The sequence below is a fragment of the Aerococcus tenax genome (assembly GCF_003286645.3).
GTDB lineage: Bacteria > Bacillota > Bacilli > Lactobacillales > Aerococcaceae > Aerococcus > Aerococcus tenax.
Window position 1 is genome coordinate 471,324 of the sequence record NZ_CP127382.2, and the last position, 20,610, is coordinate 491,933.

The 20,610-nt window shown below is 44.7% G+C and carries 18 protein-coding genes; 17 read left to right on the forward strand and 1 reads right to left on the reverse strand.

Annotated elements, in window-relative coordinates; translation table 11 throughout:
• Nucleotide 1 precedes the first annotated feature (1 nt).
• The 8 genes from DBT50_RS02145 (at nucleotide 2) to DBT50_RS02180 (ending at nucleotide 7,828) form a co-directional block, all read left to right on the forward strand.
• Nucleotides 2–988, forward strand: a complete 987-nt coding sequence (locus tag DBT50_RS02145) for an alpha-ketoacid dehydrogenase subunit beta (RefSeq protein WP_070558552.1) — start codon at nucleotides 2–4, stop codon at nucleotides 986–988.
• 52 nt (nucleotides 989–1,040) lie between these two features.
• Nucleotides 1,041–2,666: a dihydrolipoyllysine-residue acetyltransferase gene (locus DBT50_RS02150; RefSeq protein WP_111851826.1), complete on the forward strand. Its 1,626-nt coding sequence runs from the start codon at nucleotides 1,041–1,043 to the stop codon at nucleotides 2,664–2,666.
• Between the two features lie 15 nt (nucleotides 2,667–2,681).
• Nucleotides 2,682–4,091, forward strand: a complete 1,410-nt coding sequence (gene lpdA / locus DBT50_RS02155) for a dihydrolipoyl dehydrogenase (protein WP_013669106.1) — start codon at nucleotides 2,682–2,684, stop codon at nucleotides 4,089–4,091.
• Between the two features lie 141 nt (nucleotides 4,092–4,232).
• Entirely contained in the window at nucleotides 4,233–4,658 is a 426-nt protein-coding gene (locus DBT50_RS02160) for a hypothetical protein (RefSeq protein WP_111851825.1), read from the forward strand.
• A 276-nt stretch (nucleotides 4,659–4,934) separates the two neighbouring features.
• Nucleotides 4,935–5,669, forward strand: a complete 735-nt coding sequence (locus DBT50_RS02165) for an amino acid ABC transporter ATP-binding protein (RefSeq protein ID WP_013669549.1) — start codon at nucleotides 4,935–4,937, stop codon at nucleotides 5,667–5,669.
• Between the two features lie 14 nt (nucleotides 5,670–5,683).
• Nucleotides 5,684–6,526, forward strand: a complete 843-nt coding sequence (locus tag DBT50_RS02170; protein WP_111851824.1) for a glutamate ABC transporter substrate-binding protein — start codon at nucleotides 5,684–5,686, stop codon at nucleotides 6,524–6,526.
• A gap of 1 nt (nucleotide 6,527) precedes the next feature.
• Nucleotides 6,528–7,169 carry an amino acid ABC transporter permease gene (locus DBT50_RS02175; RefSeq protein WP_111851823.1) on the forward strand — a complete coding sequence of 214 codons (642 nt, stop codon included), beginning with the start codon at nucleotides 6,528–6,530 and terminating at the stop codon, nucleotides 7,167–7,169.
• Nucleotides 7,170–7,180: 11 nt separating this feature from the next.
• Nucleotides 7,181–7,828: an amino acid ABC transporter permease gene (locus DBT50_RS02180; protein WP_013670079.1), complete on the forward strand. Its 648-nt coding sequence runs from the start codon at nucleotides 7,181–7,183 to the stop codon at nucleotides 7,826–7,828.
• A gap of 99 nt (nucleotides 7,829–7,927) precedes the next feature.
• On the opposite strand, the gene DBT50_RS02185 is transcribed toward DBT50_RS02180, so the two are convergent.
• Nucleotides 7,928–8,659: a pseudouridine synthase gene (locus tag DBT50_RS02185; RefSeq protein ID WP_111851822.1), complete on the reverse strand. Its 732-nt coding sequence runs from the start codon at nucleotides 8,657–8,659 to the stop codon at nucleotides 7,928–7,930.
• A 415-nt stretch (nucleotides 8,660–9,074) separates the two neighbouring features.
• Between DBT50_RS02185 and DBT50_RS02190 the strand changes: the two genes are divergently transcribed.
• The 9 genes from DBT50_RS02190 to DBT50_RS02230 all read left to right on the forward strand — a co-directional run bounded on the left by DBT50_RS02190 (nucleotide 9,075) and on the right by DBT50_RS02230 (nucleotide 20,610).
• Nucleotides 9,075–9,347: a UPF0223 family protein gene (locus DBT50_RS02190; protein ID WP_064293536.1), complete on the forward strand. Its 273-nt coding sequence runs from the start codon at nucleotides 9,075–9,077 to the stop codon at nucleotides 9,345–9,347.
• An 82-nt stretch (nucleotides 9,348–9,429) separates the two neighbouring features.
• Nucleotides 9,430–10,224 (forward strand): inositol monophosphatase family protein, encoded by a 795-nt coding sequence (locus DBT50_RS02195; protein WP_111851928.1) that lies wholly within the window; start codon nucleotides 9,430–9,432, stop codon nucleotides 10,222–10,224.
• Nucleotides 10,225–10,425: 201 nt separating this feature from the next.
• Entirely contained in the window at nucleotides 10,426–12,264 is a 1,839-nt protein-coding gene (gene typA / locus DBT50_RS02200) for a translational GTPase TypA (RefSeq protein ID WP_111821348.1), read from the forward strand.
• Between the two features lie 404 nt (nucleotides 12,265–12,668).
• Nucleotides 12,669–13,949, forward strand: coding sequence for an FtsW/RodA/SpoVE family cell cycle protein (locus DBT50_RS02205; RefSeq protein ID WP_181566047.1), 1,281 nt, complete (start codon nucleotides 12,669–12,671; stop codon nucleotides 13,947–13,949).
• Nucleotides 13,950–14,028: 79 nt separating this feature from the next.
• Nucleotides 14,029–17,460 (forward strand): pyruvate carboxylase, encoded by a 3,432-nt coding sequence (locus DBT50_RS02210; RefSeq protein ID WP_111851926.1) that lies wholly within the window; start codon nucleotides 14,029–14,031, stop codon nucleotides 17,458–17,460.
• A 35-nt stretch (nucleotides 17,461–17,495) separates the two neighbouring features.
• On the forward strand, nucleotides 17,496–17,804 hold the full coding sequence (locus DBT50_RS02215) for a YlbG family protein (RefSeq protein ID WP_111851820.1): 309 nt from the start codon (nucleotides 17,496–17,498) through the stop codon (nucleotides 17,802–17,804).
• Nucleotides 17,805–18,259: 455 nt separating this feature from the next.
• Entirely contained in the window at nucleotides 18,260–19,006 is a 747-nt protein-coding gene (locus DBT50_RS02220) for an LPXTG cell wall anchor domain-containing protein (protein ID WP_111853065.1), read from the forward strand.
• Between the two features lie 184 nt (nucleotides 19,007–19,190).
• Nucleotides 19,191–19,772, forward strand: a complete 582-nt coding sequence (gene rsmD / locus DBT50_RS02225) for a 16S rRNA (guanine(966)-N(2))-methyltransferase RsmD (RefSeq protein ID WP_224785036.1) — start codon at nucleotides 19,191–19,193, stop codon at nucleotides 19,770–19,772.
• A 91-nt stretch (nucleotides 19,773–19,863) separates the two neighbouring features.
• Nucleotides 19,864–20,610 carry a helix-hairpin-helix domain-containing protein gene (locus DBT50_RS02230; protein WP_111851817.1) on the forward strand — a complete coding sequence of 249 codons (747 nt, stop codon included), beginning with the start codon at nucleotides 19,864–19,866 and terminating at the stop codon, nucleotides 20,608–20,610.

Here is a 20,610-nt window from a genome sequence, read left to right on the forward strand (position 1 = left end):
GATGGCCAAGAGAACTGGAAAAACAATGGTAGAAGCCATCACTGCAACGTTAGACCAAGAAATGGCTCGTGACGATAAAATTTTACTTTTCGGTGAAGACGTAGGTAAAAACGGTGGTGTGTTCCGTGCTTCTAAAGGTTTATATGATAAATATGGTGAAGACCGTGTAAGTGATACGCCTCTATCTGAATCAGGTATTGGTGGTATGGCAATCGGACTTTGTCTCCAAGGTTTCCGTCCTATCATGGAAATCCAATTCTTCGCTTTCGTATTTGAAGTGATGGACTCCTTAGCTGGACAAATGTCACGTTACCGCTTCCGTTATGGAGCAACCCGTAACTTCCCAATTACCGTTCGTTCACCATTTGGTGGAGGGGTTCACACACCTGAAATGCACGCGGACTCAGTAGAAGGTCTCTTTGTCCAAACCCCAGGGATGAAAGTGGTTGTTCCATCAAGTCCTTATGAAGCTAAAGGTTTACTTGCTTCAGCAATTCGTGACAATGACCCAGTCTTATTCCTTGAACACATGAAGTTATACCGTTCATTCCGTGAAGAAGTTCCTGAAGAAGAATATACCATTCCTCTAGGTGTAGCCAATGTGGCTCGTGAAGGCTCTGACGTTACTGTGATCGCTTATGGTTACATGGTACGTGAAGCGCTTAAGGCTGCGGAAGAATTAGAAAAAGAAAATATTTCTGTTGAAGTCATTGACTTACGGACGATTTCACCAGTTGACTATGAAACCATTGGTAAATCTGTTGAAAAAACCGGCCGTGTTGTCATGGTACAAGAAGCTCAACGTGAAGCTGGTGCAGGTAACAATGTGATCGCTGAAATTTCTCAACGTTTCATTCTTTCTCTAGAATCACCAATTGAATTCGTATCAGCTCCTGATACAGTTTACCCATTTGGTTTAGCAGAAAATGACTGGTTGCCAAATGCTGATGACATCAAAGAAGCAGTTAAGAACACAGTTAATTTCTAGAAATAAGTAATCCTATTGAATCACTTAAGCTAAGAAGGGATGATGAAAAAAGATGACATATACTTTTAATATGCCAGACGTCGGTGAAGGCATGAGCGAAGGCGAAGTTGTTAGCTGGCACGTTGCTGTCGGAGACTCCGTCCAAGAAGAAGATGTTCTTGTTGAAATCCAAAATGATAAATCTGTTGAAGAAATCGCTTCACCTGTAAGCGGTAAAATTGAAAAACTATACGTTGAAGAAGGTGACGTAGCTATCGTTGGGGAACCTTTGATTGACTTCTCAGGGGAAGGTTTACCAGAAAGTGATAATACAGCCTCTGGAGCTCCAGCTAGTGAAGAAGCCTCAGCTCCTTCAGCTAACGCAAGCACCGGATATTACCAATTCCGCCTACCAGATGTTGGTGAAGGAATGGCCGAAGGTGAGATCGCTGAATGGCTAGTCAGTGAAGGCGACGAAGTCACTGAAGATACTGCGGTTGTTGAAATTCAAAATGACAAATCCGTAGAAGAAGTTTACGCGCCAGTTGCTGGTACCATTAAGAACATCATTGTGCCTGCCGGTGAAGTAGCCAATGTGGGTGATGTTCTTGCTGAAATCGACTCACCAGAACATAACAGCGAAGGCTCAGCACCATCTTCGACTCCAGCTTCTCCAGCTCAACTTGAAAAAGCTGACGAAGGCAATGAAGGAGCAACCGGTGCAGCTAATGGCAACGGTGGCGTTCCACAAACCGCTGATCCAAACAAACGCGTATTAGCAATGCCTTCCGTGCGTCAATATGCGCGTGAAAAAGGTGTAGACATCTCTCAAGTTGCAGGTAGCGGTAAGAATGGCCGTGTTCTCAAAGAAGACATTGATAACTTTGACGGACAAGCTGCAAGCGCAAGTGCTCCAGCTGCTGAAGCGACAAGTGCTAAAGCCAGCGAAGAACCTGCTAAGAAAGCTGCACCTAAGAAGGAAAGCCATGAAGACGGCGATGTAGAACACGTGAAGATGACTCCAATGCGTAAAGCGATCGCTAAATCCATGGAAACCTCTAAATACACTGCTCCTCAAGTGACCTTGTTCAAGGATGTCGAAGTATCCAAACTATGGGATCACCGTAAGAAATTCAAGGGTATTGCTGCTGAACGTGATACCAAGTTAACCTTCTTACCATATGCAGTGAAAGCTTTAATTGCTGCAGTTAAGAAATACCCAATGCTTAACGCTTCAGTTGATGATGACGCCCAAGAATTCTTATTGAAGAAATATTACAACATTGGTATTGCTACTGATACTGATCAAGGATTATACGTTCCTGTAGTTCATAATGCAGACCGCAAATCCATGTTTGATATTGCTGATGAAATTAATGATAAAGCTGCCAAGGCTCATGAAGGTAAATTGAAGGCTGCTGACATGTCAGACGGTACTGTTTCCATTTCTAACATCGGTTCAGTTGGCGGGGAATACTTCACCCCAATTCTTAACTACCCAGAGGTTGCCATTTTAGGCTTTGGTGCAATTGTGCAACAACCTGTAGTTGACGACAATGGTGAATTAGCAGTTGGTCGAGTATTGAAACTTTCATTAACATTCGACCACCGTATCGTCGACGGCGCAACAGGACAAAAAGCCTTGAACGAAGTTGGTCGTCTGCTTAGCGATCCTGAATTATTATTAATGGAATCTTAAGGAGGTAGTTAGTAAATGGTTGTAGGTGCAATGGCAATTGAACTGGATACAGTCGTTGTTGGGGCTGGACCTGGCGGATACGTTGCGGCGATCCGCGCAGCCCAAATGGGACAAAAAGTAGCCATTATTGAACGTGAATATATTGGTGGTGTCTGCTTAAACGTTGGCTGTATTCCTTCCAAGGCTTTAATCCAAGCTGGACATGCTTACCACGAAGCCAATGGCGGTTTAGACGTCTTTGGTGTGGATTCAAAAGCTAGCTTAGATTTCACCAAAACACAAGAATGGAAAGACAATAGCGTGGTTAAAACCCTAACCAGTGGGGTAGAAATGCTATTGAAGAAAAATAAAGTGGAAATTATCCGCGGGGAAGCTTTCTTCAACAATGAACGTGAATTAACTGTGATGGGTGAAGGTGATGAACACCAACTCTATAGCTACAAACACGCAATCATTGCAACAGGTTCCCATCCAATTGAAATCAAAGGCTTTAAGTTTGGTGGCCGTGTCATTGACTCCACAGGTGCCTTAAACTTAAAAGAAGTGCCTAAGAAACTTGTTGTTATCGGTGGTGGGGTCATCGGTGCTGAGCTCGGTTCAGCTTATGCTAACCTCGGCAGCCAAGTCACCATCTTAGAAGGTTCTCCTCAAATCTTACCTAACTTTGAAAAAGATATGGTTAAGGTTGTCGAAAAAGGCATGAAAGCCAAAGGCATGGATATCCATGTTAACGCCATGGCTAAGGAAGCTGTCGATAATGGGGACTCTGTAACCGTTAAGTATGAAATTGACGGTAAGGCTAACGAAGTGGAAGCGGACTATGTCTTAGTTTGTGTTGGTCGTCGTCCTAACACCGAAGATCTCGGCTTAGAAGCCTTAGGTGTTAAAAAGAATGACCGTGGCCTAATTGAAGTTGATAACCAAGGTCGCACCAGCGTGAAGAATATCTTCGCGATCGGTGACGTGGTTCCTGGTGCTGCTTTAGCCCACAAAGCTTCCTACGAAGGTAAAATTGCTGCGGAAGCCATTTCTGGTAAAGCCGCTGCAGTGGACTACAAGGTAATGCCTTCCGTTGCTTTCACTGACCCTGAAATTGCTTCTTATGGTCTAACTGAAAAAGAAGCCAAGGACCAAGGGCTTGACGTGAAAGCAACCAAGTTCCCATTAGCTGGGAATGGACGGGCTTTGTCATTGAACCAAAAAGAAGGGTTCGTGCGCCTAGTTGCTACTAAGGATGACAAGGTGATCGTTGGTGCTCAAATGGTCGGCGTTGGAGCTTCAGACGTGATGGCTGAAGCAGGCCTAGCTATTGAAGCAGGTATGAACGCTGAAGACATTGCCCTCACTATCCATGGCCACCCATCCCTCGGGGAAAGCTTAATGGATACAGCAGAAGGCGTTCTCGGCATGCCAATCCATATGTAAGCATAAAATAATACAAGAAAGGCTCTTGCTCCGGCAAGAGCTTTTTTTATTAGCTAATATGTGACTAATCAATGATCTATGACTTGCACTTTAGGGATTTCTTAGCCATACTAAGGAAAAAGACTAGGATGGAGTGTCGCTATGAGTAAAATTACTGATAAATTTAAGGACTATGCCTTAAAAGGAGGCGTTCCGGTTGAAGAATCTAAGCTGGAGGGTGGACAGAAACTCTTCCGGATGGGAATGCAGCTGCCGGATAGGGAGGTTATCCCTGTAGCCATCATTATCGACAGTAAGGAAGACCCGGCGGTAGATTATCAAATTACCTACAGTAAGCTAGCCTATGTGAAGGACTATAACCAACGAGGCGAGGCCTTAGATGAAATTAACCGGCTTAACCGGGTCCACACCGGCTATTTCCACCTGTGTTTAGCGGGTGATGGTGAAATTTATTTAAGAACTTTAGGCCGGGTATCGGAAGATGTGCGCCCCCTTTATGAGATTATTATGGCCGGTCAACAGGTCTTAAGGATCTTAGTCAAAGAATCAAAGCTGTTAAAAAACTAAAGGATTAGACTTGATAGAGAAGACCGCAAGCTAACATGCGGTCTTTTTTAATGCGCTTTTTAGCTGAAAATTGTTAAAAAAAGTAACACATAAAAACCGGTTTTTCTTGGAATAATTAGCTAATAACTTATTTTATTAATAAATAATAAAGAACCCTTAAATTTCTATGGAAAATAGTTTGACAATTCAGAAGTAAATACGTAAAATATAAACAACCATAACAAATATGTTAGAAAATATAACATATTTGATTATCGCAGGATTGGAGTGAGAAAAATGATCATTGAATTTAAAGATGTGGAAAAGTATTACGGTGATTTTCATGCCTTAAAAGATATTAACCTTGGCATTGCTGAGGGAGAGGTGGTCACCTTGATTGGGCCGTCTGGGTCTGGTAAGTCGACCCTTTTGCGGTGTATTAATGGCCTGGAAGAAATTTCTAGTGGTCATCTCTATTGTGATGGCGAGGATATTGCTGATCCTAAAACCAATATCCGTCAAATTCGCCGTGACTTTGGCATGGTCTTCCAACACTTTGAATTGTATCCGCATATGACCGTTATGGAGAATGTGACCCTGGCACCGATTAAGGTCATTGGAAAGACCAAAGAAGAAGCCTATGAGCGTGCAGAGCGGCTACTCAAACGCGTGAATATGTGGGATAAGCGGGATTCTTATCCAAGCCAACTCTCTGGTGGTCAAAAGCAAAGAGTGGCCATTGCTCGGGGCCTGGCTATGAAGCCTAAGGTCTTGCTTTTCGATGAACCCACTTCAGCCCTGGACCCAGAAATGGTCGGTGAAGTCTTAGAAGTTATGCAAGGCATTGCCCAACGTGATCAAATGACCATGGTGGTGGTTACCCACGAAATGCGCTTTGCCCGCCATGTCTCAACCCGGACCATCTTTATGGAGGCGGGTGAAATTGTCGAAGATCGTCCGAGTGAGGAATTCTTCAGTCAACCAAAATCGCGACGGGCGCGTGACTTTATCTCCTCCCTTGAAGGCTTATAAAAGGAGGGACTACCATGAAAAATCCAGGTAAAAAGCTCTTGCTCCTCGCCCTGACAGGCCTGCTGTGTTTGCTCAGTGCCTGTGGGAAATCTGTGAGTGAGAAAAATATTATGGACCGCTTGCAAACTGACCAAGCCCCTAAGATTCGTTGGGGAGTCAAGGTGGATACCAATTTATTCGGCTTTTACAACATTGAAAAAGGAGAAGTTGAGGGCTTTGATATTGATATCGCTAAGGAACTGACTAAGCGGATCGCTGGCCCCAATGCTCAAGCAGAATTTGTCGAAGTGACCTCCAAAACCCGGATTCCATTACTCAAAAATGCCAATATCGATGCTATTATTGCCACGATGACCATTTCTGAAGAGCGAAAAAAACAGGTTGATTTTTCTGATATTTATTTTAATGCCGGGCAAGCCCTCTTAGTAGGTCCAGATGCCAAGCTTAAGGGGGTAGAGGACCTGGGACCTGACCATACGGTTCTTGCGGTTAAGGGGTCTACTTCAGCACAAAGAATTAAGGAACACGCCCCTGAGGCCAAGGTCTTGGAATTGGAAAATTATTCGGAAGCCTTCACTGCTCTGAAATCTGGTCAAGGCCAAGCTATGACCACTGATAATGCTATTCTTTTGGGGATCAGTAAGGAAAATCCTGACTACCATATTGCGGGATCTACCTTTACCCGAGAGCCTTATGGGATTGCTGTCAATAAAGGTCAAGATGACTTCCGCCAAGCCATCAATCAGGGCTTAAAAGACATGGTTGCAGATGGCAGCTATCAAGCCATTTTCAAGAAGTGGTTTGGCGACCAGGCCCAAGAAGCGTCTATTGCTAATGACGTGAAGGAGGGGGAGTAAAATGTTTCAATTATTGAATAACTATTCCAGTGAATTGTTCCTCGGTTTTAAGAATACCATCATGGTCAGTGTCTTAGCCTTAGTTTTCTCCTTAGTTATCGGGAGTTTGGTGGGGATTATGCAAACCAGCCATCATAAGGGCCTACGGATGCTAGGAGACATCTATGTGGAATTTTTCCGCAATATTCCCTTGTTAATTATTGTAATGTTCTTCTACGTGGTGGTGCCCTTATATTGGGTGAAATTAAATGGCTTTACTGCTGGTTTAATTGGTCTCACTATCTATACCTCGGCTTTTATTGCTGATGTGGTGAGGTCGGGGATTGAAGCCGTTCCCCATGGACAAATGGAGGCGGGACTATCTCAAGGTTTCACCGCGACTGAGACCATGGTCTACATTATCTTCCCCCAAGCCGTTCGCATTGTGATCCCACCATTAGGCAACCAGTTCATTAACCTAGTGAAGAACTCGAGTATCTTGGCTATGGTTGCTGGGCTAGACTTGATGTATTTTGGGGATTTGATTGCTAGCGAAACCTTTAATACCTTTGATTCTTATATCTTAGTGGCTTTGTTCTACTTAGTGTTAACCATACCACTGACTGCCTTGATGCAGTATCTGGAACGGTACTTGAGTAACTAGGAGGGATAATCATGAATTTTTCTGATGCTTTTTCTTGGGTAAATATTTCCTTTCTATTAGAAGGCTTATGGGTGACTTTGAAGGTCACCGGGATAACCATCCTTTTGAGCTTACTCTTAGGGACGTTCTTAGGAGTCATTCGTTACCTCAAGCTTCCTTTTATAGCCAAGGGAGTAGGCTTAGTTGTTGATACCATCCGTAATTTACCCTTGCTATTAATTATATTTTTTACTTATTTTGCCTTACCACAAATCGGCCTGCGCTTGAATATCTTTTGGGCAGCGGTGGCAGCGATGACCATCTTTGAGTCTTGCATGATTTCAGAAATTATTCGTGGTGGGATGAATGCCGTGCCTAAGGGGCAAATGGAGGCGGGGCTTTCAACTGGCTTCACCCGTGGTCAGGTGATTATTTTAATTATCCTACCCCAAGCGATCCGGTCCATGCTACCGTCCATTGTCAGTCAGCTGATTGCTCTCATTAAGGACACCAGCTTAGCAACGGTGATTTCCTTGCCAGAGCTGACCCATAATGCCCGGATTATCTATGGTCAGGAGACCTCTTATGTGATTCCAATTTTTGTGGCGATGACCTTCCTCTATTGGATTACCTGCTTCCTCCTGTCACGCCTAGCTAAGCGGTTGAAGTTTGCCGGATAAAATGACAGATAAAAACTCCTCAATGCTTGCTTAAGGACTCTATTGATTTAGAGCCAGAGTGGTAATGAGGAGTTTTTTATTTGATATGGATAGATTGATTTACTTCGTCTCGTTTTGTAGAGCTAACTGGGCTTCCTCAGGGAGGAGTTTAAAGGCAGTACCGAGCTCGAGTTCTTCAGGCAAGTAGAGCGAACCGATTCGAAAGCGTTGTAGGTAGATAACCTCTTTTCCGACCGCTTGAAACATGCGCTTGACCTGGTGGTACTTGCCCTCTGTCAAGGTCACGGTGATTTCCGATCGGCCCTTGGCTGGATCAGTGGCCAAGATATCTAGCTGACTAGGGGCACAGTGGACGCCTTGGTCGATGGTTAAGCCTTTAGCGAAAGCTTCGACATCCTTTTCAGTCACAATACCTTCAATCTCAGCATAGTACTCCTTGCTGACTAATTTCTTGGGTGAGAGGAGGTCATGGGCGAAGTCGCCGTCATTAGTCAGAAGGAGAAGGCCCTCGGTATCCTTATCTAAGCGTCCCACGGGAAAGGGTTGGTAAATCTCAACTTCGTTGGCTGGAAGGAAATCCGTCACAATCTCTGTGGGACCGGGACGGGTAGTAGACAGACAATTTTGCGGTTTATTGAGCAGGTAGTAAATGTAGGGTTCATATCCGATCCATTGACCGTCCAGACTAATGGTATCGGCCTCTTCGTCAATTTGCATTTCTGGTCGGCTGGCAATAGAATCGTTCACTGTAATCCGTTTGGCCTTGATTAACTTTTTGACTTCTTTACGGCTATAGAGGGTAAAATTGGCAATAAATTTATCTAAACGCATAGTAATGCTCCTTTATTAATGACTTTATGGCTGGTATTAAAGTTCCAAACTTCTTTAATAGGAATGTTTGAGGAATGTTTGCTCATTGTTGTGACTGTCGCACTCTATCAAAACGTGTTCCAGTCACAGGACGAACGTCCACTTCAAAAACTGCCAACGCTCAGCCTTGCTGAGCTTATGACAGTTTTCTCCAGTGGTTTCGTCCTTTGGTGTGACTGTCACACTCTATTCAAACCTGCTCCAAGCGCCAGGCAAGCGTCCACTTCAGAAAATGACGACAAATTCTCTTTGAGAATTCTTACGCCATTTTCTTCCAGTGGTCTTGCCTTCTGGTGCGCTTATCGCACTCTATTTCTTTATTAGCTGTTTTTGTTTGCTATAATAAATATAGTTAATATTAAGAGAGGAAATAAACATGAAAGCTTATTCGTATCCCTTTCCCTTTGAATGTTCTAGTCAAGAGATTGCTGATGTGATTGCTTTATGGGTTGCCTTGGAGGCGGCTTATGAAGGCGGTATTGACCGCCAGGAGTTTCTCGACAAGTACAAGGGCTTTAAGAAAATTATACCAAGTAAGATGGAAGAAAAACAATTAGCCAAGGAATTTGCCCAAGCGTCTGGCTATGAGCTCTATCCTACTGTGAAGAAAGCCCAGCAAGAATCCAGTAAAACGATAAAAATGCCTTAAAGTTTTTCACTCTTTTAAGTCTAGCATAAAGAGTGTAGGACAGGATTAAATGGAAACTATCTATATTAAAGGAGGTAATCTTTTGGATTTAAATAAACGTGCCCAATTGGTGAGACAGTGGATTTACCAAGCTGCTGATCAGATTCATGAAGGCTTGAAGAATCCCTTGATCGTTCAAACCAAGTCCAATCCTAAAGACCTAGTGACTAATCTCGATCAATCGACCGAAAAATTTATCCGCAGTCAGATTAAGGCCCACTTTTCTCAAGATAAGATCTTAGGTGAAGAGGGGGGGCAAGGCCAGATTGACAGCTTGGAAGGACCAGTCTGGATCATTGACCCCATTGATGGGACCACAAATTTTGTCTGCCAGCATAACCACTTTGCTATTATGGTGGCCTTTGCCTTGGACGGGGATGTCCAACTTGGCGCCATCTATGATGTGATGAATGACGACTATTTTTCAGCTGTTAAGGGGCAAGGGATCCAACGCAATGGTCAACCCTACCAAGTCCCTTATGACGACTTAGCTATCAGTGAGAGTCTGATCGCCCTTAACCGGCAAATCTTACTCGATGACCGCTACCACGCTAAAGACCTGGTCAGTCAATCCCTAGGAATTCGCTACAACGGCAGTGCGGGTTTGGAAATCCTCAATGTCTTAAAAGGGGAATTGTCCCTATATGCCGCCTTAGCCCTCAAGCCTTGGGATTTAGCGGCAGGGGTGGCCCTAGTCAATGAAAGTCCTTTGAAACTGACCCAGCTCGATGGTCAAGCCCTTAATCTCATGCAGGCCAATGCTTCTGTGATTGCCTATCCTAGCGCCTATCAAACCTTCCGTGACCTCTATGAACGCTCAGTGCAGGAAGGCGATTAGGGGAGTCGCTCTTGTCCATCGGTTGAAAAATTTGCTTTTGCTTGACCGCAGGCAGGTTGAGAAATGCTGTTTTTTCCCAACTGATAAAAAAACTAGGATTTTAGACAGATGAGTGTTACAATGAATCGTCTGTAAAAACCAAAAGCATTAACAGAAAATCAAAACAAGTTCATTATTATTTTGTTTGGAGGAATTAAAATAATGGGAAATCGCAATGATATTCGTAACGTCGCAATTATTGCTCACGTTGACCACGGGAAGACAACGTTGGTGAACCAACTCTTAGAAGAATCAGATACACTGGATGAGCGTACCCAGCTGGCTGACCGTGCCATGGATTCCAATGCGATTGAACGTGAACGCGGAATTACTATCTTAGCCAAGAATACCGCGGTGAATTATAAGGGCACCCGGATTAACATCATGGATACTCCAGGCCACGCCGACTTCGGTGGTGAAGTGGAACGGATTATGACCATGGTGGATGGCGTGGTTTTAGTGGTGGACGCCTTTGAAGGGACCATGCCTCAAACCCGCTTCGTCTTACAAAAGGCCTTCGAAGCAGGTAAACCAGCCGTGGTTGTGGTCAATAAAATTGATAAACCTGCAGCCCGTCCCCTGGAAGTGGTTGACGAAGTCTTAGACCTCTTCATTGAACTAGGGGCGGATGAGAGTCAAATTGAATTCCCCGTCGTTTATGCTTCCGCTGTGAACGGGACTTCAAGCTTGGCTCCAGATCCTGAAAAACAAGAAAAAACCATGGACCCGCTCTTTGATAGTATTCTGGAAAACATTCCTGCCCCAGAAGATAATGAAGATGAACCCCTCCAATTTCAAGTCTGCATGCTCGATTATAATGACTATGTAGGTCGTATCGGAGTGGGCCGGGTCTTCCGTGGAACCATCCGAGTGGGCGATACCGTGACCTTAAACAAGTTAGACGGTAGTCAAAAGAACTTCCGGGTCACTAAATTATTCGGTTATCTCGGTTTAGACCGGATTGAAATCGATGAAGCCAAGGCCGGCGACATCATTGCCGTTTCTGGGATGGAAGACATCTACGTGGGTGAAACCGTGACTGATACTGAAGTTCAAGAAACCCTACCAGCCTTACACATCGATGAACCAACCCTACAAATGACCTTCTTAACCAACGACTCACCATTTGCTGGTCGTGAAGGGGATAAGGTGACCGCACGTAAGATTGAAGAACGGTTGAAATATGAACTTCACACCGACGTTTCCTTACGGGTTGAAGATACCGATCAACCAGACCAATGGGTCGTTTCTGGTCGTGGGGAACTCCACCTGTCCATCTTGATTGAAAATATGCGTCGTGAAGGCTTTGAACTTCAAGTATCGCGGCCAAAAGTTATCCGCAAGGTTATTGACGGAGTAGAATGTGAACCCTTTGAAGCCGTACAAATCGATACGCCAGAAGAATACCAAGGTGCCGTGATTCAATCCTTAAATGAACGCCACGGGACCATGCGTAATATGGAAAACACTGGACGGGGAACCGCGCGTTTAGAGTACTTAGTGCCTTCCCGGGGAATGATTGGTTACTCGACTGAATTTGTGCAAATGACCCATGGTTACGGAATCTTAAACCATACCTTTGAACAATACCAAGCTGTGATTAAGGAAGAAATCGGTGGCCGTCGTAATGGGGCCTTAGTTTCTACCGAAACTGGTAAGGCTACCACTTATGGGATCATGCAGGTTGAAGACCGCGGGACCATCTTTGTTGAACCGGGGACCGAAGTCTATGAAGGCATGATTGTTGGAGAAAATTCCCGTGAAGCGGACATTGACGTGAATATTGTTCGTTCTAAGAACTTAACTAACGTTCGTTCAGCTACCAAGGACCAAACCGCTACCATCAAGGCACCACGGATCCTAAACCTGGAACAATCGCTTGAATTTATGGATGACGATGAATACTGTGAAGTAACTCCAGAAAATGTGCGTCTCCGTAAACAAATCCTGAACAAGAGCGAACGGGCCCGTTACAATAAACGTAAAAAGAAAAATGACTAAGGATGCTGGTTGAAGCGGACTAGTCGAATAAAGGTTGAGACTTTTGTCTTGGCCTTTTTCTTTTGGTCTCATTATTTTTCATGTTAGCTATGCTATAATTGAAAAATAGGTCAGCAATAAATCTTTTATAAATAGAGTTGATAAGCATTCGTTCTGCTTTTGAAAGTTAGGCCTTGAAGAGCCATGGCACCGGTTCGAGCCGAGGTCTCTCACCTAGCGAGCTTCAAAGGGTTCGTACGGCTTGGGCCTACGCCCCCTAATTCACATCGCTTGCTAGTCCATGGCTAAGGCCCAACTTTCAAAGCGCCACTACTGCTCAAAACAAATTTATAAAAAACTAATTTTCTATAATAAGTATTCAAAAATAAAAAACGTAAGATCTTAAATTGATGAGGAGCGTTTTGATGCGATTGATTCATTCAGCTAGTCAAGGCAAGGCTAGCCAAGCAAAATCCAATAAAAAAAGTAAAAAAGCCAGAAAAAAAGCCAAGTTTTCCCATCCGATTTTTCAAAACTTTTCCTGGGGTTTAAACCAGCATATCCTGATTCCTAGTTTTCTCTTGCTAGTGCTCGGTCTGATTGGGGTCTTTTCGGCTTCCAGTTACCGGTCCCTCCAAGAAACCGGCTATGAATCGGCCACCACTTATATTGTCCGCCAGGTTGTTTTTGCCTTCATTGGGACAGTTGTTGGCTTGGTGACTTATCGTTTTAAGCCTGATTACTTCAGAAAACCCAAGTTCAGAAGTGGCTTGCTCTTAGTGATGACAGTTCTTCTCCTGGTGGTGCGTTTCCTGATGCCAGCCATTAATGGGGCCAAGGGCTGGATTATTTTGGGGCCGATTTCGATTCAACCGGTCGAATTTCTTAAGCCCGTGATGATTCTGCTCTGGGCCGACTACCTAGACCGCCACCGCTTGGCGATCTTGAATAAGGGCTTCTTTAAGACGGTGAAGGCTAACCTGGTCCTTCCTTTGGCCTTATTTTTCTGGCTGGGGCTGGTCCTCACTTTCCCAGATACTGGGGGAGTCCTCTTATTAGGCTTAATCTTAGGGGGCATGACCCTAGCTTCAGGCATTTCCAGTAAGTATACCCTTAGAACCCTGGGACTAGGCGCCTTAGCCTATGTCCTCGTGATAGGGCTTTTGAACCTCTTCGATTTTTCGGGTTCAGGGGACGTCAACTACCGGATCCAGCGCTTTATTTCCTTTACTGATCCCTTCAAAGTCGCCAAGACTTCGGGACTGCAATTAGTTAATTCCTTCTATGCCTTAGCCATGGGGGGCTTACTGGGTCAAGGACCGGGCAACAGTATCCAAAAGACCGGCTACCTGCCTGAAGCCCATACCGACTTTATCATGGCGATCATCGGTGAAGAGTACGGCTTTATCGGCCTCTTTGTAATCTTAGCCCTTTATTTCTATCTCACCTTCTATATTTTTTACCGGGCCAAGAAAATTCAAAATAACTTCTACCAATTGGTCATGATTGGCGTGGGTTTCTATTTCCTCAGCCAGGCCATTGTCAACCTGGGCGGGATTACTGGTCTTATCCCCATTACTGGGGTGACCTTCCCCTTTATTTCCTACGGGGGTTCCTCAATCATGACGACTGGAATTATGGTAGGATTGGCCCTAGCCATTGACTACCGTAACCGCCGGATGATGCTTGCTCAACAGTTTTCTTAATTGCTTGTGTTATAATGAGACTATTATAACCGCTTTCATAGGCAAAGCTAATTCAAGCATTAACGGAGGGAATATTATGATTAAAAAAGTCTTAGTCGCCAACCGTGGCGAGATTGCGATTCGGGTCTTTCGGGCCTGCTATGAATTAGGCATTGAAACTGTGGCTATCTTCGCCCGTGAAGATGAAACCAGTGTCCACCGTTTTAAGGCTGATGAATCCTACCTGGTTGGCGCCGGCAAGAAACCTGTTGATGCCTATTTAGACATTGAAGATATTATCCGCATCGCTAAGGAAACCCAGGCTGATGCCATCCATCCCGGCTATGGCTTTCTCTCTGAAAATCAAGAATTTGCTAGTCGCTGTCGGGAAGAGGGGATTATCTTCATTGGACCAAATACCGATACCCTAGACATGTTTGGGGACAAGATTAAGGCCAAGGCTGCTGCCCATCAGGCGGGCATCCAAGAAGTTTCCGGGACTGAAGGGGACGTGGAATCGGTTGAAGAGGTCAAGGCTTTTGCTAAGAAGGCTGGCTATCCGATTATAGTCAAAGCCGCTCTAGGTGGCGGTGGCCGGGGGATGCGGGTAGTCCGCTCTGACGAAGAAGTGGAAGAAGCCTATCAGACTGCCAAAAGTGAAGCCAAGACTGCCTTTGGTTCCGATGAAATTTATGCGGAAAAATACATTGAAAACCCTAAGCATATTGAAGTCCAAATATTAGGTGACCAAGCCGGTAATGTGGTCCACCTATGGGAACGAGACTGTTCGATCCAGCGTCGTCACCAAAAAGTGGTGGAAATGGCGCCTTCCGTTTCCTTAGACCATGACTTAAGACTACGGATCTGTGAAGCTGCTCGGCAATTGATGGAAAATGTGGGCTATGTTAACGCGGGGACTGTGGAATTCCTGGTTTCTGGTGATGATTTCTACTTTATTGAAGTTAATCCCCGGGTTCAAGTGGAACATACGGTCAGTGAAGAAATAACCGGTATCGACATTGTCCAAGCTCAGATCCAAATCGCAGCGGGCAAGACGCTAGCAGAGATTGGAATTCCTAAGCAGGAAGACATGCCCCTGATTGGCTATTCCATCCAATGTCGGATCACGACGGAAGACCCTGCCTACCACTTCTTCCCTGATACCGGGAAAATTAATACTTATCGGTCACCGGGTGGATTTGGTCTACGGTTAGACGCTGGGAATGGTTATACCAACACTGAGGTTTCGCCTTACTATGATTCTCTCTTAACCAAGCTGGTTTCCCATTCCATGACCTTTGAAGATGCGGTGCGCAAGATGGTCCGGGGGTTAAGAGAATACCGGATCCGGGGTGTCCGCAATAACATTCCTTTCTTAATGAATGTGCTCACCCATCCGACCTTTACCAGTGGCCAAGCCACCACCACCTTTATCGATAATACACCAGAACTTTTCGACTTCCCTAAGGAGCGTAACCGCGACCGGGGCAATAAGATCCTCCAATATATTGGGGATACGACGGTCAATGGTTTCCCAGGCTTACAACAAAAGGATAAACCCCACTACCGTCCGGCCCATCTTCCAGATTTAGAAGATGTTTCTCTAGACCGACCAACCGCCAAACAGGTTCTCGATCAAGAGGGCGTATCAGGAGTGCAAAGTTATATCCATGACACTAAGGAAGTTCTCCTAACTGAAACTACCATGCGGGATGCCCACCAAAGCTTAATCGCGACCCGGATGCGAACCCGCGACATGCTCAAGGCGGCTGAACAAATTGAGACGGCTAACCCAGCCATCTTCTCCCAAGAAGTCTGGGGCGGGGCGACCTTTGATACGGCCTATCGTTTCTTAACCGAAGACCCTTGGGTGCGGTTAGAGAAGCTCCGTGAGGCTATGCCTAACACCCTCCTGCAAATGCTCTTTCGAGGGTCCAATGCGGTGGGCTATACCGCTTATCCGGATAATGTCTTACGGGCCTTTATTAAACAAGCGGCTGAAACGGGGATCGATGTCTTTCGGATCTTTGACAGTTTGAACTGGTCCAAGCAAATTGAACGGCCTTTGGAATTTGTCAAGGAAACTGGAAAGATTGCCGAAGCAGCCATGTGCTATAGCGGGGATATCCTAGACCCTAACCGCAGCAAGTATGACCTTAATTACTATGTCAACTTAGCCAAGGAACTCCAAACTATGGGCGCTGACATTATTGCCATTAAGGATATGGCGGGGCTCTTGAAGCCACAAGCAGCCTATGTCTTGATTTCTGAACTAAAAGACAAAATCGATGTGCCGATCCACCTCCATACCCATGACACCTCGGGTAACGGGATTATGATGTATTCCGAAGCCATTCGGGCTGGCATTGATATTGTGGACGTGGCGACTTCAGCCTTCTCCTCAACCACCAGCCAACCAAGTATGACCAGTTTTTACTATGCCTTGGAACACAATGACCGCAAACCAAACATTAACGTGAAGAACGCCCAAGCCATGAACCAATACTGGTCAGGTGTGCGGACCTATTATGAAGATTTCGCCTCTGGATTAAAAACCCCAGAAACCGAAATTTACCGGACCGAAATGCCAGGGGGCCAGTATACCAACCTCCAACAACAAGCCGCTTCAGTGGGCTTAGGAGACCGTTGGGAAGAGGTCAAGGTCATGTACCACGATGTCAACTTACTCTTTGGTGATATCGTTAAGGTCACTCCATCTTCTAAGGTGGTCGGTGATATGGCCCTCTTCATGGTTCAAAATGACCTATCCATTGAAGACTTCTATGAAAAGGGCAAGACTATCGATTTTCCTGATTCTGTGATTGAATTCTTCCAAGGCAAGTTAGGTCAACCGGCAGGTGGCTTTCCAGCAGATGTCCGCGACCTCATCCTCAAAGGGGCTGACTACACTGAAGAACGCCCCGGTGACCTCTTAGAACCGGTTGATTTCGACCAAGTCAAGGAAGACTTAAGCGAAAAATTGGGCGATGAGGTCGATAATAAGGACGTGCTCGGCTATCTCATGTATCCTAAAGTCTTCACCGATTACCGGGAGAAAATTGCTCGTTACAGTGACATCTCGAATGTCGATACGCCTACCTTCTTCAATGGCATGCGGCAAGGCGAAACCATTACCGTTGAAATTGAAAAGGGCAAGGTCCTCCTCATTCGCCTGATTGAAATTGGGGAAGCCGACCACTCTGGTCAACGGATTATTTACTTTGATCTGAATGGTCAACGGCGGGAAATTGCCGTCCAAGACGCCCACTACACCAATGTGGTGGCTAGTCGTCCTAAGGCAGATACCAATAATCCCAACCATATTGCAGCAACCATGCCCGGGTCGATACTCAAGGTGGAAATCAGTGAAGGTGACCATGTCAGCGCTGGCCAAGTGGTCCTAGTGACTGAAGCTATGAAGATGGAAACCACGATCAAGGCACCAAAAGCCGGCAAGGTCCGCCAAGTCACTGTCCAAGCAGGCGAACAAGTTGAAATCGGAGACCTACTCATTGAATTAGAAACTGAATAAGACAATAATAACTTCAAAGAAAGGAGCCTGGTGCCATGACCAATTCATATACCCAACGGCAAGAACTCGTCGTCTGGTTGAATTCCACTCAAAAAACCCGGCAATTGAAACGCTATGGCTACCTTCACTATCTAAATAAGGAACGCAAATACGCCATCCTCTATGTCGATAAGGACCAGGTAGAAGAAGCCGTCGAGGGACTCAAGAAAGTCCGCCAAGTCATCAAAGTCACTGTTTCTCCCAAAGCAACTATTAATATGGATTTTACAGTGGCCTTAGACGGTGAAGAAGATCGCGCCAAAGTCATCAAGGAGTTTGAAGACTTTATCTATCCACCGAAATAAACAAGTCAACGTAGCAGAAAACCTGCTGCGTTTTTTATTTGTTTGGAAATGAAAATTAGCGGAAAGCTAAATAAAGTTATAATAAAACTTACAATGTCAGTGATGTTGACCCAATGATGACAATTGTCATAAAAATGTAATTTATTTAATAATTTACATAAAAACATACAAATCGCCTGCTATGAATGGTTTTTATCGTGTCATATTTTAGTAATTTTATAAAATATGATTAAATTGTGAATTTTATATGCTTTATTCATACAAAAAATAAAAATATCTGTTAAAATGAGAGATATGAGGGAGAGCGGTGATAAAATTTTGCACGGTAATCACAGCTTATAACTAGGCTGAAATTCTTTACTAGTGCACTGGCAAAGAAAGATAAATATTAAATATAACAATTACATATCGTAGTGTATCTATCACTCAATTTTGTAATGGGAGGTCAATAAATTATGAAAGACTTGAAAAAATTATTATTAGGCGCAGCTGCTACAACTGCAGCCGCAGGTGTATTATTCGCAGCTGATGCTTCTGTAGCTCACGCAGCAGACGCATTTGTAACCCCAGTAGACGCAGATGGCGTACCTACAAGCATTTCTGGTAACCCTGCTGTAGCACAACCAGAAGAAAAAACAGTTGAAGATCCTAACCACTCACCATACGAATACGAAGCAGAAACCAAAAAAGCTGCTATCGAAATTGGTGAAGCAATGCTTAAACGTTCTCAATTAGAAGGTACTGCATTAGCACAAGTAAACAACCATGTTGATGCTGTTCAAACTGCTTCAGGTAAATGGACCCCAACTTTCAGCTACGTTGAAAAAGCAGAAACTCCTGCTAAAGAAGATAAAAAAGACGAAGTTAAGAAAGACGACAAGAAGAAAGACGAAAGCAAAAAAGACGACAAGAACAAAGACAGCAAAGACAAGAAAGATAGCGAAGTTAACAAAGACAACAAAGACAGCAAAGCTAAGAAAAACGAATCTAAGAAAGATGACAAGAAGAAATCTGACAAAGATTCTAAAGTTGTCGTAGCTAACGAAAAAGCTAAGAAAGACCACAAAGCTAAGAAAGACGCTAAAGCTCAAAAAGCTAACGCTAAATTACCAGCTACTGGTGTAGTTGCTGGTTCTGTTGCTGGCTTAGGTGTTGCTTTAGTTGCTGCTGGTTCAGCTCTATCTTTCCGTCGTCGTAAATAATTAACTAGACCTTAAGCGAATAGTTAATAGTATCTAAATTGCTTAAATAAAGGTGCAAGATTATCTTACTCTCCCTCTAGCGGACCTTGGTGCTTTAGTGCCAAGGTCTTTCTTTGTTTATAGCCGGAAAAGGCCTATGAATCGGTCCTCTCTGAGCGAATGACTGTGCTATAATGAATAGCGAATTGAGAAGGGATGTGGCAAGATGCGGATTATTGCCGGTGAATTTGGGGGAATTCCCCTACAAGTGGTGCCAGGATCGAATACCCGGCCCACGACAGATAAGATTAAGGAATCCATGTTTAATATTATTGGTCAATATCTAGATGGCGGGATTGTCCTTGACTTTTACGCGGGATCCGGAGCTCTGGGATTAGAAGCTCTATCGCGGGGAGCTGATGAGGTTTATGCCTTTGAACGCTTCCGTAAGGCCCAAGAAACGATCGCTAAGAATGTAGCTAAGGCCCATCTTGAAGATCGCTACCACTTACTTAAAGGTGACAACCAAAAGCAGTTGAAGTCTTTACAGAAGAAGGCTCCTGACTTACAATTTGACTGGGTTTTCTTAGATCCACCTTATAAGGGCCAACATTTAGAAGATTTGCTCCTTCAGTTCCAAGAAGAGGGCTGGCTCAGTGACCAAGTCACGGTGGTTTGTGAGTTAGATAGTCAAGATAACCTGCCTGACACCGTGGGAAATTTACACGCCTTTAAAAACGCAACCTATGGGCATACTCGGGTGGTTTGCTATCGTTTTGCTGCATAGGGCATTCAAGCTGATTTCATGAAATTGAAGTCAGCTTTTTTCGTTAACTGATGCTTTCTTTACGGATGAATAAGTAGAGAGAGGTGACGCTATGCAAGCGTGGTGGGAAGATTTAAAGAACTTATCTTTTGCAGAAATTATTGAAAACTATGGCAAATTACTGGTCGGAGCCTTGGTCGCTGGGATTTTATTGGTGGCTGCTTTGTTTTATTTTGTTTTTGACCGGGTGCTTGGTCCAGCTGGTCAAGCCCCAGTAGCCGCAACCGCTTTGGTGGAGTCAGATGGCCAAGAGGAAAATAGTCAGTCGGAGTCGTCCGTGACAGACCAAACGGAAGGTGGCGAAGCTGGGAATTCAGAGAGGCAGGGAGACGATTTAATCTATGTGGATGTCAAAGGGGCGGTCAAGTCACCCGGCCTCTATCAAGTCCAGGCAGGGGACCGCGTCCTTGATGCTATTGATTTGGCGGGTGGGCTCAATGACCAAGCCGATTCTAAACGGATTAATCTCTCCCAGCGCCTCCAGGACCAGATGGTGGTCTATGTGCCGACCTTGGATGAAGAAGTGGGAGCGGAAGACTTGATGTCTATAACTCCTGTTTTGTCTGAGGATGGCCCAACTGCAGGAAGTAGCCAGGGAGATAATGAGAAGATCAATATCAATACTGCTGATGCCAGCCAACTCCAAGAAATATCAGGCATTGGAGAGAAGAAGGCGGCTGATATTATTCAATATCGGGAAAGTAAGGGGTCTTTTCAAACGATTGAGGAGATTACCGAAGTCTCTGGCATTGGTGACAAGACCTTTGAGAAGATCAAAGAACAAATTACTGTGAATTAA